Below are 14,039 nucleotides of genomic sequence, written 5' to 3' on the forward strand. Positions count from 1 at the left end.
GCTGCAGAATCGCAGTTTGAGACACTTTCCCAAGCATGCAGCAGCCCCGGCTTTTGCCCTTCGTTCCCAGTTCCGGCTCTACTTCCCGATATCCAGGCGAATGATCTCGACGGCCTCGCTGCGATCAAAAATGCGGTCAGGGAAGAAGCGCTTGGCAAGGATGCGAACTCCTCCGAACGCAATTCCCACCACAATCGCCATACCCAGCAGGATGGCAATCAGCACAATAATGTTGACCAACAAGTTCCCAACGTTATTGCGCTTGCTGAAAAACGTATTTTCATTCCATGTGATGTCAGCGTCGTAGTTGACCGAAGCCAGCAGCGATTTGGCTTCGGAAGCAGATATCGACCCTGTTATGACCGCGAGAATCGGCCCGCTTCGCCTGGAGAAAAATGCAACACCACTGTTAGTTTTCTCGGCGTTCTGACCCTCATGGGCAGCATCGATCGTCTTCAGATGGGCAGCGGCGATCTGTGGCGTAGGATATGCGATCAACGTGAGCTGCGCCGTGCCCTTGCCGGTCGTGTATTCTCCCAACGCAATCTCTGCACCTTGCGAGAAGTCCACCTGCTCAGCCGGAAACGATGCTCCCACCAGGGAGAAGCCGATCGGACCTATCACGTACTTAGCCGAGTTGCGAACGTATCCCTGCTTGGGAAGATAGGTGGGCAGAGTGGGCAAGTTCCGAGCACTTCCCGTGGGCAGCGGGATCGAGTCCGCCAACTGCCGCAGATCGGCTGCGGTCATTGCAGTTACAGTATCCAGACTCACGTCCACGAGCACGTTGCCGCGATAGAAGAGAACCTGCAGGTACGATGAGGAAGCCTGGTCTCCAATCTTCTCCGTAGCCATTTCAGGCGTCTTATAGAACGTGAAGGCGCCATAGGATCCGCTGGCATCGTTGAAGCGGGCGGCCTTGACCTTCATCGAATGCCCTGGCTTGGTGTAGGTCGCGGATTCCCCGTCACTGAACCCGAACTCCCTCAGCAATTCTGGGTGGGCCGGATCAGCCTGGCGCGGATCGTTGCTGGTCTGGGAAGCCGACTTCTCCCAGCCAGCAAAGTTCTGCGGAAGCAGCGCTGGACCTGTCGAAGTAGCCGCATATCCCAGCGTGCTCAGCAATAGAATTGATAGAACAACTTGCTTCATGAAGACTGCAGACAACCTCTGAACATTAGACTACCCCCTCATACCGAAAGTTCCAAGTTGAGGCGCTTAGCGGGCGTCCGAGCCCGCTGCCGAAATCCCGAGCATTAGCGAGGGATCTGCAGTTGAAGCGGGAGCCTGCAGGCGAAATGCCGAGCGCAAGCGAGGGACCTGTTGTTGAGGACGATTCGTGTGGGAACGGGCAGTCTTGCCCGTTCAGGTCGAGGCGCAGCCTCGACGGACTTCCCACCTGAGTTTCTGGCAAGGAATGCTACTGGACCCCGGCCTTGCTCATCTTGGTGGCGACTTTAATTCCGCTTAGCCCATTGACGTACTTCGAAATTCCCCGGAACAGGGATTCCGCGATCTTCTGCCGGTACTCTGGAGTCTGCAGCTTTTTCTCATCGCCTGGGTTGCTGATGAAAGAAATCTCCGCCAGGATCGAGGGCATATTTGCGCCGATCAGCACAATAAACGGCGCCTTCTTCACGCCCCTGTCACGCATCGAACTGGCGTGGCCGGAGAGGCCACTATGCATCGCCTGCTGCACGTTGAAAGCGAATTCGCGAGATTCCTCGATCTTCTCCTTGAGGGCAATTTTCTTCACCAGGTCCTGCAATTCGTGAATCGATTTCTCTGAAACCGCGTTCTCTCGTGCCGCCACCTCCAGTGCATCGCGCGAGGAGGTGAAGTTCAAATAATAGGTCTCCACCCCGCGGGCGCCCGGATCGCGGCTGGAATTAGCATGTACGGAGATAAAGAGATCGGCCTCATGCTGGTTGGCGATGGCTGTACGGGTCTCCAGGGGAATGAAGGTGTCGTCGTCGCGAGTGTAGATGACCTCTGCACCCAGCCGGTTCTCCAGCAACTTCCCCAGGCGGAGACTGACATCCAGAACCAGGTCTTTCTCTTCCAGCCCATGAGGACCAATCGTGCCCGTATCGTGCCCGCCATGCCCGGCATCCACAACAATGCGCCCGATCTTCAGCCCCAGGGCACGAGTCAGTGAACGATCACCGGCTAGAGTAGGCTGCGCTTCGCGGGCGTTCGGCTTATCACTGGTCCGGCCTTTTCGAGAGCGGGACTTGGGCGAAGGTCCGGCATCGGTGACCTTCGCAACTACCTTCTTCTCTAGCTGAGGCTGGCTATTGGCTTTCGCCTGATCGTCCGATGGACTGTTCTGAGCCTTGGATTTTTCCTTCGACTGGCTTGAGGGCGGCTCGTCGTCAGCCTCAACGATAGTCTTGGCGACCTGACCGGACGGGCTTGTTTTTAGTGCCGATTGTGCGGGACCTGCCGAAGCACTCTTAGCGGCCTCTGGCTTTTCCTCGATACCTGCATCCGCAGATTTCAGATCCTGGTTGGGGGGATTCGCGCTTTTTGCCGCGGCAAGTTCTACACTCTGCTCTCCGGCCGATGATTGCTTTGCAGCCTTCACATTTGCGCTCGTAGCTTGCGATTTGTCGAACGGCTTCCTGGATAGTGGCTGCTCGGCACGCGCCACTGACTGGCCTGGCTTCTTGCCGTGAATATCAATGATCAGTCGATAGGGGTTGGGAAGCAGAAACGCGGAATATTCCGAGACGTCATCCACATCCAGCACCACCCGGGCCTGATCGGGCAGGTATTGGGCCACGCGTATCTTCTTAAGAAATCCGTCCTCCACGTCAAAGCTCTTGCCGACCAAGGTGGAAGCCAGCCGCGTATCCTTGAGGTCAAAGTAGATCCTATCGGGGCTCGGGATGCGCCAACCCTCGTACTTGACCTCCGCCTCGAGATCAATGGCTACCCTTGTATAGTCTGGAGTAGACCAATGGCGGATTCCCGTCAGAAGGGGGCGTCCCGTCCTTCCGCTCTCTTTTGGCTGAGCGTGGGAGCCTGATGAAGTATTCCTGGACGTTTCCGCCACGGTACCGGCGTCTTCCGCTTCTTTTTTGTTGGCAATCTTGTCGTTCTTCTTCTGCTCTGCAGCTGCTTTGATCTCCTCCAGCGCCTTGCTGGCTTCTGCAGCCTGGGGGGCGTGCGGGTAGAGCTTCAGCAGTTCGTCAAACGTGGTTCGCGCCTGCTCGGGATCATTCAGGTCGTCTTTGTAGATTTGCCCGATGGTGAGCAAAGCCTGTACGCGATGCTTGCTGCCCGGATACTCACGGCGAAGAAACCGATACTGGCCGATGGCGGCCTCCAGCGCGCTATCGTCGTCCAGTGTGTGCCCCTGCTCTGCCAAGAGCTCAGCCACGGCGACTACGCCGGCGACCGCCTTGGAGGAGTTGGGAGCTAGGTGATAGACACGGCGGTAGGCATCCTCCACCCGCTTATATTCGCGCGCGGTGCGTTCTTTCTCGGGGCGGCCATTGAGCGCCTCGCGCATGCGCTCGGCGGCCTCGAACTGACTCTGAGCTTGCTGTTTTCTCTGGCTAGAGTTGGCGGCAAGGCCGGGAAGAGCAGCGAAGGAAACAAGAAACAGAGCCGTAGCGAGGGGAATCCAGGCGATCTTGCTCCGGAGGTTTTCTCCGGGGAGGGTCGAGGAGTCCAATTTTTCGCAACCCGAAGCGGCTCTGGTTGAGAGCGTCATCTAATCCGTGTTCGTTATCCTCAAAACTCCATCGGCCGCCCGTGAGACTCGGATCGGCCCCGCGTTGCTCAGGTACAACTGCATGCCGGAGTTGCCGCCGGCATAAAGCTCCGTAATCCTCTTCACGTAATTGCGCGTCTCCGCATAAGGCGGAATGCCATTGCTGCGGTTCACCGCACCTTCGCCTGCGTTGTAGGCAGCAAGCGACAGCCGCACGTCGCCCCCGAAGTTGTTCAGTAGCTGCTTCAGATGGCGTACCCCGGCATCGACGTTCTGCTGCGGGTCGAAGGGGTTCTTGACCGACAGCAGACGCGCCGTCTGGGGCATCAACTGCATGAGCCCGAGAGCTCCCTTGCGCGAGACCGCGTGGGCGTTGAAGTTCGATTCCACCTTGATCAGAGCGCGGACCAGGTTGGGATCGACGTTGTGCCGCGAGGCAGCCGCTTCGATGGCGTCATCCACTTCCTTAGCAGTTACCGCGCGGCCCTGGGCGACGCCTCGATAATTAGGGTTCACCTGTGCGGGGCTGTTCTCACTTGCGGGCTGTTGTCCGATGTAGTCGGTCACCTCTGCAACCGCGCTACGTGCGGCGCTGGCGGCCGACCGGCTCGGGGCCGGCACAGCTTTCCAGCAATGCTCATTGTTGCTCCAGTAAACGAGACGGCTGGAACGAGCAGGGGAGGACGGTGCTGAAACCTGGGGGGATGCATGCGAAGCCGGCGCTTCATCGTTCACATAAACAGTGCGCCCATAGGAGTCGCGCACTGCCGTAATACCGTCGCCGGCCATGGCGTGGGGAAGGAAGGTCGCAAGAGTGATCGCCGCCAGAACCATGACAGGGAGTTTTGGCGCGGCGGATCGGGGTGGAACCTGTAGCCGTTTACCCATGCAAACGTGTTCCTCGTAAATCGCACGCCCTGGGATTGCGGTGCGCGAATTACCAGCCCCTACCGACAGAGATATCAACCAGAGTGAGTGGATTATAGGCTGCTGGATAGAGGGGTGCAATCCGGCAAAGGGCAGGGAATCTCGGAAGTGAACCTGCCCAAATAGCAGAAAAATCAGCATAAAAGCCGAAAAAAACGGAGCAAAACGCAGCCCGGGTACGGAGGAACATGAACTGCCGGATTCGGGAGGTTACGTGCCGAAATGGACTGCTGATAATGCTGGATTTAGAAGAGTGGTAATCGGGGAAAGGGTAATCGGGTAATCAGAAAGCGTAGTCAGCACTCAGCCATGCTTAATGAATCCTGAGGGTGCCCGTTCAACCCGCTCTACTAATAGCGCAGTCCCACTCTCGCGCCATGAAACCGGGTAGAGCGGGGTTGGGCGGGGTAGTTCATCACTTCAGCAACGATTCCACCACGCCATACGTTGACGCCAGGGCCTCGTCCAGGGCAGCAGCATCTTTGCCCCCGGCTTCAGCTAGATCGGGACGCCCTCCCCCTTTTCCCCCAACCCTTTGTGCGATCGGCCCGATGACCTTGCCCGCCTGCACTCGATCCGTAAGGTCCCGAGTGACCCCAACTATAAGCGCCACATCGCCATTGGAAGACGACCCCAGGGCCACCACGCCCGACCCCAGCTTCTGCCTGAGGTTGTCCACCAGGGTGCGCATCTGCGGGCGCTCGAGGTTGTCCACGCGATGCGCCAGCACCTTCACACCATTGATCACCTTAATTTTGTCGTCGACGGAAGCGGTAGTGGCCGCAGCCGACTTCATCCGCGCCTGCTCCAGCTCCTTGCGCAGGCGCTTCAGTTCCTCGTCGCGCGCCTCCAGTTCATGCTGGAGCGCCGTGGCCAGCGACCCTTCGGCCTCGTGCCCGAACCGGACCAGCTTGCGGGCCACCCCCTCAAGCTGATGGTCAGCCCGGAAGTGATGCAGTGAGCTTTCGCCCGCCACCGCTTCTACGCGCCGGACGCCGGAAGACACGCTGCCCTCGTCGAGAATCTTGATCAGCCCGATCTCGCCAGTGGCGGCCGTGTGCGTGCCGCCGCAAAGCTCGGTTGAAAAATCTCCGATCCGAATGACCCGGACCTTATCGCCATACTTCTCCCCGAACAGCGCCATGGCGTGGTACTGGTTGATCGCCACGTCGATCGGCACGTCTTCGATGACTTCCACCTTCTGGTTGGCGAGGACTTCCTTGTTGATCAGGTCCTCGATATCCTGCAGCTCTTCGTCCTCGACCGCGGTGAAGTGCGAGAAGTCGAAGCGCAGGTGGCCGGGCGAGACCAGCGATCCCGCCTGCTTCACGTGCTTGCCCAGGACCTCGCGCAATCCGGCATGCAGCAGATGCGTCGCGGTGTGGTGGCGCATGGTGGCGCGGCGGATATCGAGATCGACCACCGCATCCACCTTGTCGCCGACGTGCAGGTCCTCCTTCGCAACCACCTTGTGCGCTCGGACGCCCTGCACCGGGTAGTAGACGCCCTGGACCTCGGCGACTACAAGATTGTGCTCGTCGTCATAGAGCAGTCCGCGGTCGCCCACCTGCCCGCCAGCTTCCGCGTAGAACGGTGTGTGATCAAGGATGACCTCGCCCTGCTGGCCTGCCTTCAGCTCTTGCACACCCTGATTGTTGCGCATGAGCGCGACAATTTCGGAGCCGCTGGATTCGGTCTGCCGGTAGCCTTCAAAGACCGTAGGCCGAAGCTGCTGGTAAGCGGGATTTGCGGTCTGCTTGGCTGCGCCCTTCCAGGAGGCCTGGGCGCGAACTCGCTGCTCGGCCATGGCGGCATCGAAGCCTGCCTGATCGAAACCAATGCCAAGATCTCGCGTTGCGTCAGCAATGAAGTCCAGGGGTAGCCCGAAAGTGTCGTACAGTTTGAACGCCTTCTCCCCCGGATACTTGACGGTCTTGCCAGCTTCCTTGAGGTTAGCCACCAAACGCGGCAAGTCGTCATGCTGCTCTTTTGTGCGAAGTGCCGCACTCCTTGCCAATTGTGTTTGAGCGGCGGTCTCACCCCGGGACGCTGCCAATACTTCATCCATCAGGTCATCTTCTAAGAGCCGAAGACCCTCATCAACCGTCCTCGCAAACCTCGCCTCCTCGCTCTCCACCACCTTCGCTACGCGCTCCGTCGTCTCCATCAATTCTGGATAGGCGTCCTTCATCAGCTCACGTACGGCATACACCATCTGATACAGAAATGGCTGATTCTGCCCCAGCAATCGCCCATGCCGAATCGCCCGCCGGATGATCTTGCGCAACACATAGCCGCGGCCATCGTTCGCCGGAATCACACCGTCGGAAATCAGAAACGTCGAGGCCCGCGCGTGGTCAGCAATCACCCGCAATGACGCCGCGCCGCGGCTGCCGCTCTCCGCCTTCAACTCTTTCTCATAATCGACGCCGCACAACTCCGCCGCGCGCTTGATCAGCGGCACAAACAAATCCGTATCGTAATTCGATATTTTTCCCTGTAGCACCGCCGCCAGGCGTTCCAGGCCCGCGCCGGTATCGATCGAGGGCTTGGGCAGCGGGTTGAGCACACCGCCGGCATCACGGTCGAACTGCATGAACACCAGGTTCCAGATCTCGACGTAGCGCCCGCACTCGCAACCGAAGGCGCAATCGGTGTGGCCCTCGCCACTCGCGATTGCGCCCATGTCATAGTGAATCTCGCTGCACGGACCGCAGGGGCCGGTGTCGCCCATCTGCCAGAAGTTATCTTTGAGCCCGAACTCAAAAATCCGCTCCTTGGGCACACCCTGATCTTCGTGCCAGTGGCGGTAGGCTTCTTCGTCGCGCGGAACTCCTCCTTCGCCGTTAAAAATCGTGACGTAGAGTTTGCCCGCCGGGATGCCGAACCATTTCGGCGAGGTCACCAGCTCCCAGGCAAAGCGAATCGCGTCGCGCTTGAAGTAGTCGCCAAACGAAAAATTCCCCAGCATTTCGAAGAACGTATGGTGACGATTGGTGAAGCCGACGTTCTCCAGGTCGTTGTGTTTCCCCCCGGCGCGCACGCACTTCTGCGAACTGGTGGCGCGCTTGTAATCGCGCTTTTCGAGCCCCAGGAAGACGTCTTTGAACTGATTCATCCCCGCATTGGTAAAAAGCAGCGTGGGATCATTTGCCGGCACGAGCGACGAGGAATGGACCTCCTTGTGTCCGTTCTCGATAAAGTAGTCGAGGAACTTGCGGCGAATTTGCGAACCAGTCAGCATGAAGCACGCTAATTCTAGCAGGCAGCGAGGGAAGGAATTTGTGATCGGGTGATCTGCGATCGGGTGAAGTTCGAAGTACGAGCGTTGAGATAATACATTTCGAGCGTGAAATATCCCCTAATCTAGATCTCAGATCACCCCATCTCAGATCACCCCATCTCAGATCACCAGATCGCTCGATCTGCTGGTTAACCGATCCAGATTTACCCGATGTCTTAGCTTTCCAGGGCCGTCAGCACTTCGTCCTCGACATCCCATTTCTTCAGGATCGTGATAATCGTCCGGGAGCCAAACCCGGCCCGAACCAGCGTACGGAAGATGCGCGCCGCCTGTTTCTGGTCTGCGGGTTTCTGCAAACGCTTACGACGGAGGTAGTCACGCGCCAATCTTTCCTCGTTGGTGTCCGAATAAGCACTCGAGACAGCCTTAGCGATGATCGAATCGTGTACCCCGCGTTGCTTCAGGTCGGAGATCACGCGCCGTCGGCCAAATTTTTCGTTTTCCTTGCGCAGCGATGAATAGGTCGCAGCATATGCCGAGTCATTCAGATAGCGCTCTTCTTTGAGGCGCGCCACCACCGTCTCGACCAGAAGGTTGCCATATTCGGAGCCCTCGACTCGCTGGCGCAGGAGGCGCTTCAACTCAGCTACTGAGCGCATGCGGCGTCCCAGTGCGGCGATAGCGTACTCGTAGAGCGCAGGCTCGTCCCAGAGCTTCTGCTTGCTGCGGCCGAAGGCCATGAGGGAAATTGTAAGCGGGTAAGTGACGAACGGTAAGCTAGATCTGCGATGTTCGAAGTCCGAAATTTGCCAATTCGAACCTCTGTCGCCGGCTTGGCGACCAGCAGAATTCAGCGCTCACTTCTCACACCACGTTCAAACTTCACACTCCATCCGATCGAACTTCACCCGATCCAGGCTCTATCTGCCGAATCCCGAGCCGAATCCTGACCCGACTGATCCGAAGGCGCTCTGCTGCATCTCGTCCCGGGCGGCATCGCCGGTGCTGGCGATTCCGGCCACGCGCAGCTTGAAGTCGTCTGGATTGGTTGCATTCTCCAGCGCGGTTTCAAACGAGATCAGGTTCTGGGTATAGAGATCGTAGAGTGACTGGTCGAAGGTCTGCATGCCGTACTGCGAGGTGCCCGTGGCCAGCGCTTCGCGGATGTTGCGCGTTTTTTCCGGTGTAACGATACACTCGCGCACATAAGCGGTGGACATCAGGACTTCGCAAGCCGGGACACGTCCATTGGCATCGGCCCGGCGCACCAGGCGCTGGCTGATGACGGCTTTTAGAGTCGCCGCCAACTGCAGCCGAATCTGCTTCTGCTCGGGTGGCGGAAACACAGCAATAATGCGGTTGATGGTTTCCACGGCGTCCAAGGTGTGCAGGGTCGAGAACACCATGTGGCCGGTTTCGGCCGCGTGCAGGGCTGTGCTGATGGTCTCGAGATCGCGCATTTCGCCCACCAGGATCACGTCCGGGTCCTGGCGCAGGCAGGCACGCAGCGCTGAGGCGAACGATGGTGTGTCCACCTCGACTTCGCGCTGGTTCACAAATCCTTTTTTATCGCGGTGCAAAAACTCGATCGGGTCTTCAATGGTGATGATGTGCTCAGCGCGGCTGGAATTGATACGGTCAATCATGGCCGCCAATGTGGTCGACTTACCGGAACCGGTGACGCCGGTGACCAGCACCAGCCCGCGGGCCTCATCGCAGACCTTCTCCACGATCTTGGGAAGGTATAGCTCGTCGATGGGCTTGATCTTGGTAGGAATGACACGCAGCACCAGGCCCACGTTGCCGCGCTGCTGAAATACGTTTACGCGGAAGCGTCCCAGGCCGGCTACGCCGTACGCCATATCCAATTCCGCGTTCTCTTTGAACTTTTGCTTTTGCCGGTTGGACATCATGCTGAAAGCCATGCTCAGCATGTCCTCAGCGGTGACGCGCGGCTGGTCAGTCAGGGGCACCAGCTCGCCATCCACTCGGATGTGAGGGTAGTTTCCCACCTTGAGGTGCAAGTCGGAGGCCTTCCGCTCCATCGCGATGCGCAGCAGATCATCGATTGACATCGGCATATGGGTTTCTGCTTTCGGTGGTCGCAAAGTAGCACGGCTACAGAGGCTTAGCAATTCCTAGGGGTGTACGGAAGGGTAATAGAGACGTGGGTCTTTGGTGCAAAGGAGAGCAAAAGTCAGGTTTCACGACGATCACCCGGCTTTTTGAGCCATCGTTGTCCCCTGGATCGCGGCAATCGCTTCCTCTTCCGAAGCGTAGATCTGAAAAAGTTGCTCCAGCCCGGTTATGCGAAGGACTTCCGCCACTCGTGGCGATAGACAGGCCAGTCTGATTTTGGCATCACGCCGGTGAGCTGCCAAGAACACCGCCCCCAGTTCCCCCACGCCACCGCTGTCAATCTGACTGACTGCAGCCAGTTGTAGAACGAGCTGTTTGTTATCGTCGAGCAGGCGGCGCAGTGTGCGTCCGAATTCTTGCGTCTCTTCGCCGTAGACCAGGCGTCCCAGACAGTAAACGACCGGCACCCGCGCGTGCCATACGACCTGGAATGCGAGTTCCACTCTCACGCTCTCTTGCAACGGAAGGCTGGTGTGACCACGCGAACCAACAGCTCTGCCACACGGATTGTAAGAACCCGAGTATATCCCTGATGTCCAGAGCCCAGAGCTTGCTCGATACGGAAACATCTGACCGGCGGACTGTGGAGGCTACAGGATTTCTCTACTTGAGCTACTACATTCCGATGATTGTTCCTTCGCGCGTTCAGGTTTCTAATCCGATCAGACCGACGCGCAGAGGCAGACGCCGAGTCCATCGCATCGGATGGCGGGGCAGCAGCCGCCATCTCAAAGATGTAGCAAGATAACTCAAACTCGGCGTCTGCTTATCTGTAAAGTCTCCCCCCTTCGAAGGGCCCCCTGACAGCAAATACTCCTGTTCCAGCGATTCATAGGTGAATTGCGATTCGCAAATGAGAGCCGTCAAGCCAGGAAGAAAAGAACCAGGAAGGAAAAATAAGGGGCGCCTGGGACAGCGCCCCTTTCGTATCTATCGTTCACTCGATCTTAGGAACCGGAAGGCACGATATCGGACACGTGAATCGTGCTCGTGCTCTGGTCAACGCTTCCGTTCACCTTTACGTTCTGGCCCTCAAACGACTTCGCCTTTTCCTGGTCGTCCAGTTGATAGCTGGTGCCGTCACTGGCCTTCAGAACGTATTTCTTTCCAACCTTCTCAACCTTTCCAGAAATGGCTGTGGCTTGACCCTGCGAAGCCGGCATCCCTGAGGTGCTGGAACCTGGCGTTGATGCATCAGGCTGTGCCTGCATGCCCGAGTCGGAAGTCGGCTGCTGCGAGGTGGAGTTCGAACCCGACTGGCTGCTCGCCGAGGCTTGAGCAAAGCCGAGCGATGCCGCCAGCGCTAGTGTGGCTAGTACGGATAGTTCTTTTTTCACGCGATCCTCCAAATGCAAAATTAACTAGAGCGTCGGCGCGCTCTGCCAAGACAGCACGATGCATGCCAATGATCGAGGCCTCGCATTTGAAGCCGATATGTATCAGCCGCTCTGACCGCTGAGAGAAGTTTATTTGTTCATTACGAAGATATTACGCATACAGTAAATACCTTAAGCCTGAATCCGACCCTTCTGAGCCGCATTCAACCGGGCACCCGGCTTACCTCCTGACATCCTGATTTGGAAAAGCCTGGCCTCTGCCGGCAAACCTGCAGTTGAGCCCAGAGCTTCAGATCTGGGGCTATAATCTGGGACTGGACATTCGACTCTGCTGGCTCTGGAAGCCGTGAACCTTCCAAACTACATAACGCTCACCCGTATTTTCAGCATTCCGATTTTCATGTGGTTGTTGACCACCCGTCGCATTGTGGGCGTTCACGGGCAGCAGGAATTATTAGCCTGTGCGGTGTTTATTGCGGCTTCCATCACCGACGGCATAGACGGCTATCTTGCCCGCCGTCGCGGCCAGATCACCACCATGGGCATGTTGCTGGATCCGCTGGCGGACAAACTGATGATCGCTGCCGCCTTCATCACCCTGGTGCAATACAATCCTCATATCGTGCCCGCGTGGATGGCGGTGGTCATTATTGGGCGCGAATTTCTGGTGAGTGGACTGCGTTCCATTGCCGCCTCTCAGGGCTTCACCATCGAAGCCAGCGATCTGGGAAAATCAAAAATGGTGGTGCAGATTGTGTCCGTGGTCGCTGCCATTCTGGAACATCGCTGGAACGAGTGGCACATCCATCTCAATGCTTCCCGCGTGCTCATCTTTCCGGTGGACTTGATCGCACGCATGGCCATCTGGTTTATGGTTGCCCTTTCTTTGGCCTCGGCCATCGACTACTTTGTCGCTTTCTGGTCAAAGATTGACCGCAAGGTAGTCCGGAGCCAGCGACGGCGAAGCTTCGTGCTCAGCCGCCGCCGGAAACGCGATGTCGCTGCAACCTGATTCCGCTGCTGCTGTCCCGCCCTCCCAGGCAGAACCTCAGGAGTTCTCGCCGGAAGAACGCCAACTTCTGCTCACGGCGGCAAAAGAAGCGATTGCCGCCAACATCGATCGCCGCGAGATCGATCTCACCGCCCCCACTCCTCACTTGGCAGAACGGCGGGGTGCTTTTACGACTTTGCACATCCAGAATGAGCTGCGCGGTTGTGTGGGCTACGTTTTTCCCACTCACTCGCTCTACCGTACCGTGGCAGAAACCGCCATCGCCGCGGCATTCCACGACACCCGCTTCGCTCCCTTGCAACCCGACGAACTCACCGCTCTCGAGATCCAGATCAGCGTGCTTTCTCCCTTGCAGCCCATCGATGCAGAGGACGTCGAGGTTGGCCGCCATGGTCTGGTGGTGACCTTTGGAAGCCGCCGCGGCCTGCTGCTTCCCCAGGTGCCCGTCGAACATCGTTGGGATCGCGAGACCTTTCTCGCGCAAACCTGCCTCAAAGCTGGACTCCCCCCCGACGCCTGGCAGCGCGGGGCGACCCTGGAAGCCTTCACGGCTGAAATTTTCGGCACCTCTAACTTCACCTGGTAAAAAAAAGCGGCACTGACGTGCCGCCGTTCGGGCCTTCACAGCATTTCAGAACTGATTATTTAGGCACGCCCTCCATCTCCACCGCATCGCCGACCTGCACTGCATCGCGCGAGAAAGTAATCATGATGGTGGAACTGGCAGGCGTTACGTTAAGAACGATTCCCTCTCCGATGGCTCGGTTGGGAATCATCTTCAACTCCGCTTTGGTTATCTTGGGATAATTTTTCTGTGTGTCTTCGCCCGCAGGGTTATTGTAGGAGAGCGCGTCTACGTAATCCATTTTGTCGGGATCATACGAACGCATTACCCGAAAGTAGTCGCCCGGCTTCACACCCTGCTCCGCGCCCACATTCACGTAGACTTTGTCGCCGGTACCCGCTTCAGAATCGAAGTCTTTGCTGAGCACGATTCGACCCGACAGCGTGGAGGTGTTTGTCGGGAACATTTCCAGGCTGTGCTTGTCGTGAAAAAAGAGTGGCGGCTTCTCCTGATACGGCACTACAAGATCCCCTGCCGTCAACGACTGGCAGCTAAATTCGACGCGCGCCACAGCAATCGCTCCTCGAATCTGCAACACACGCACGTATCCCAGTTCTGCATAGGGTTGGCCTACGGCATTGATCGCCGCCTTCTGTCCGTGGAACATCTCGTACTCATTAGGATCTCTGAGCTCCCGCACAATGGCGTAGCGGGTTCCCTCCTGCAGTCCGCTGGCAGAGAGAAAAACGTATTCGTCCTGGGTAAAGTGGATGGCGTGCGGTGTGCCCAGACCACCAATCAGCGAGTTCACGTGACTGATATTTTGCTTGGTGATGAAACCGGCACAGTAAATATCGGAATAGCTGGGTCCGGCTGCCCTTTCCACCAAGTTGGTGCGGGCGATTTGCGGTTCGGGCTGCTGGGCTGGAGGGGGCGCCTCCTGTGCAAGTACCCCTATTCCCACCAACATGACCGCCAGTACAGCCGATTTCGTCATAACTCCTCCCCCTCTTCACCCCAGGCTGGAACCTTCTCAGGCGCGAACTGCCGCCGACAAGGGCAGAATTACCCAATTTTCTCCTGGACTCGTGGAA

11 protein-coding genes are annotated in these 14,039 nt (G+C 57.8%); 2 read left to right on the top strand and 9 right to left on the bottom strand.

Annotation, left to right across the window (positions count from 1 at the left end; all coding sequences use genetic code 11):
- Nucleotides 1–78: 78 nt before the first annotated feature.
- From VEG30_18880 to VEG30_18915, 8 genes are all read right to left on the bottom strand, one after another.
- Nucleotides 79–1,152, bottom strand: coding sequence for a DUF6599 family protein (locus tag VEG30_18880; protein HXZ82001.1), 1,074 nt, complete (start codon nucleotides 1,150–1,152; stop codon nucleotides 79–81).
- Between the two features lie 268 nt (nucleotides 1,153–1,420).
- Nucleotides 1,421–3,721 (bottom strand): N-acetylmuramoyl-L-alanine amidase, encoded by a 2,301-nt coding sequence (locus VEG30_18885; GenBank protein ID HXZ82002.1) that lies wholly within the window; start codon nucleotides 3,719–3,721, stop codon nucleotides 1,421–1,423.
- The gene (locus VEG30_18890) at nucleotides 3,722–4,609 is read right to left on the bottom strand and encodes a lytic transglycosylase domain-containing protein (protein ID HXZ82003.1); all 888 of its coding nucleotides are present in this window, start codon (nucleotides 4,607–4,609) and stop codon (nucleotides 3,722–3,724) included.
- A 454-nt stretch (nucleotides 4,610–5,063) separates the two neighbouring features.
- Entirely contained in the window at nucleotides 5,064–7,892 is a 2,829-nt protein-coding gene (alaS, locus tag VEG30_18895; GenBank protein HXZ82004.1) for an alanine--tRNA ligase, read from the bottom strand.
- Between the two features lie 215 nt (nucleotides 7,893–8,107).
- Complete coding sequence (locus VEG30_18900; protein HXZ82005.1) at nucleotides 8,108–8,632, bottom strand: regulatory protein RecX; 525 nt, start codon at nucleotides 8,630–8,632, stop codon at nucleotides 8,108–8,110.
- A 180-nt stretch (nucleotides 8,633–8,812) separates the two neighbouring features.
- The gene (locus VEG30_18905; GenBank protein HXZ82006.1) at nucleotides 8,813–9,973 is read right to left on the bottom strand and encodes a type IV pilus twitching motility protein PilT; all 1,161 of its coding nucleotides are present in this window, start codon (nucleotides 9,971–9,973) and stop codon (nucleotides 8,813–8,815) included.
- A gap of 132 nt (nucleotides 9,974–10,105) precedes the next feature.
- Nucleotides 10,106–10,474 carry an STAS domain-containing protein gene (locus tag VEG30_18910; protein ID HXZ82007.1) on the bottom strand — a complete coding sequence of 123 codons (369 nt, stop codon included), beginning with the start codon at nucleotides 10,472–10,474 and terminating at the stop codon, nucleotides 10,106–10,108.
- Between the two features lie 504 nt (nucleotides 10,475–10,978).
- Nucleotides 10,979–11,368 (bottom strand): DUF5818 domain-containing protein, encoded by a 390-nt coding sequence (locus VEG30_18915; GenBank protein HXZ82008.1) that lies wholly within the window; start codon nucleotides 11,366–11,368, stop codon nucleotides 10,979–10,981.
- Between the two features lie 346 nt (nucleotides 11,369–11,714).
- Here VEG30_18915 and pgsA point away from each other — a divergent pair, with 346 nt between their 5' ends.
- A complete protein-coding gene (gene pgsA, locus VEG30_18920; protein HXZ82009.1) occupies nucleotides 11,715–12,380 on the top strand; it encodes a CDP-diacylglycerol--glycerol-3-phosphate 3-phosphatidyltransferase in 666 nt (221 codons plus the stop codon).
- Complete coding sequence (gene amrA / locus VEG30_18925; protein HXZ82010.1) at nucleotides 12,364–12,966, top strand: AmmeMemoRadiSam system protein A; 603 nt, start codon at nucleotides 12,364–12,366, stop codon at nucleotides 12,964–12,966. Before pgsA ends, amrA begins: the two co-directional genes overlap by 17 nt.
- 55 nt (nucleotides 12,967–13,021) lie before the next feature.
- Here the strand turns inward: amrA and VEG30_18930 are convergent, their stop codons facing one another.
- Entirely contained in the window at nucleotides 13,022–13,942 is a 921-nt protein-coding gene (locus VEG30_18930; GenBank protein HXZ82011.1) for a hypothetical protein, read from the bottom strand.
- Nucleotides 13,943–14,039: the final 97 nt, after the last annotated feature.

The sequence above is a fragment of the Terriglobales bacterium genome (assembly GCA_035624455.1).
GTDB lineage: Bacteria > Acidobacteriota > Terriglobia > Terriglobales > Acidobacteriaceae > DASPRM01.

Bases quoted from the DNA above. Each gene is read 5' to 3' on its own strand.
- VEG30_18905 (HXZ82006.1), bottom strand. From the start codon at position 9,973: ATGCCGATGTCAATCGATGATCTGCTGCGCATCGCGATGGAGCGGAAG.
- VEG30_18930 (HXZ82011.1), bottom strand. From the start codon at position 13,942: ATGACGAAATCGGCTGTACTGGCGGTCATGTTGGTGGGAATAGGGGTA.
- VEG30_18890 (HXZ82003.1), bottom strand. From the start codon at position 4,609: ATGGGTAAACGGCTACAGGTTCCACCCCGATCCGCCGCGCCAAAACTC.
- VEG30_18885 (HXZ82002.1), bottom strand. From the start codon at position 3,721: ATGACGCTCTCAACCAGAGCCGCTTCGGGTTGCGAAAAATTGGACTCC.
- VEG30_18880 (HXZ82001.1), bottom strand. From the start codon at position 1,152: ATGAAGCAAGTTGTTCTATCAATTCTATTGCTGAGCACGCTGGGATAT.
- amrA (HXZ82010.1), top strand. From the start codon at position 12,364: ATGTCGCTGCAACCTGATTCCGCTGCTGCTGTCCCGCCCTCCCAGGCA.
- alaS (HXZ82004.1), bottom strand. From the start codon at position 7,892: ATGCTGACTGGTTCGCAAATTCGCCGCAAGTTCCTCGACTACTTTATC.
- VEG30_18900 (HXZ82005.1), bottom strand. From the start codon at position 8,632: ATGGCCTTCGGCCGCAGCAAGCAGAAGCTCTGGGACGAGCCTGCGCTC.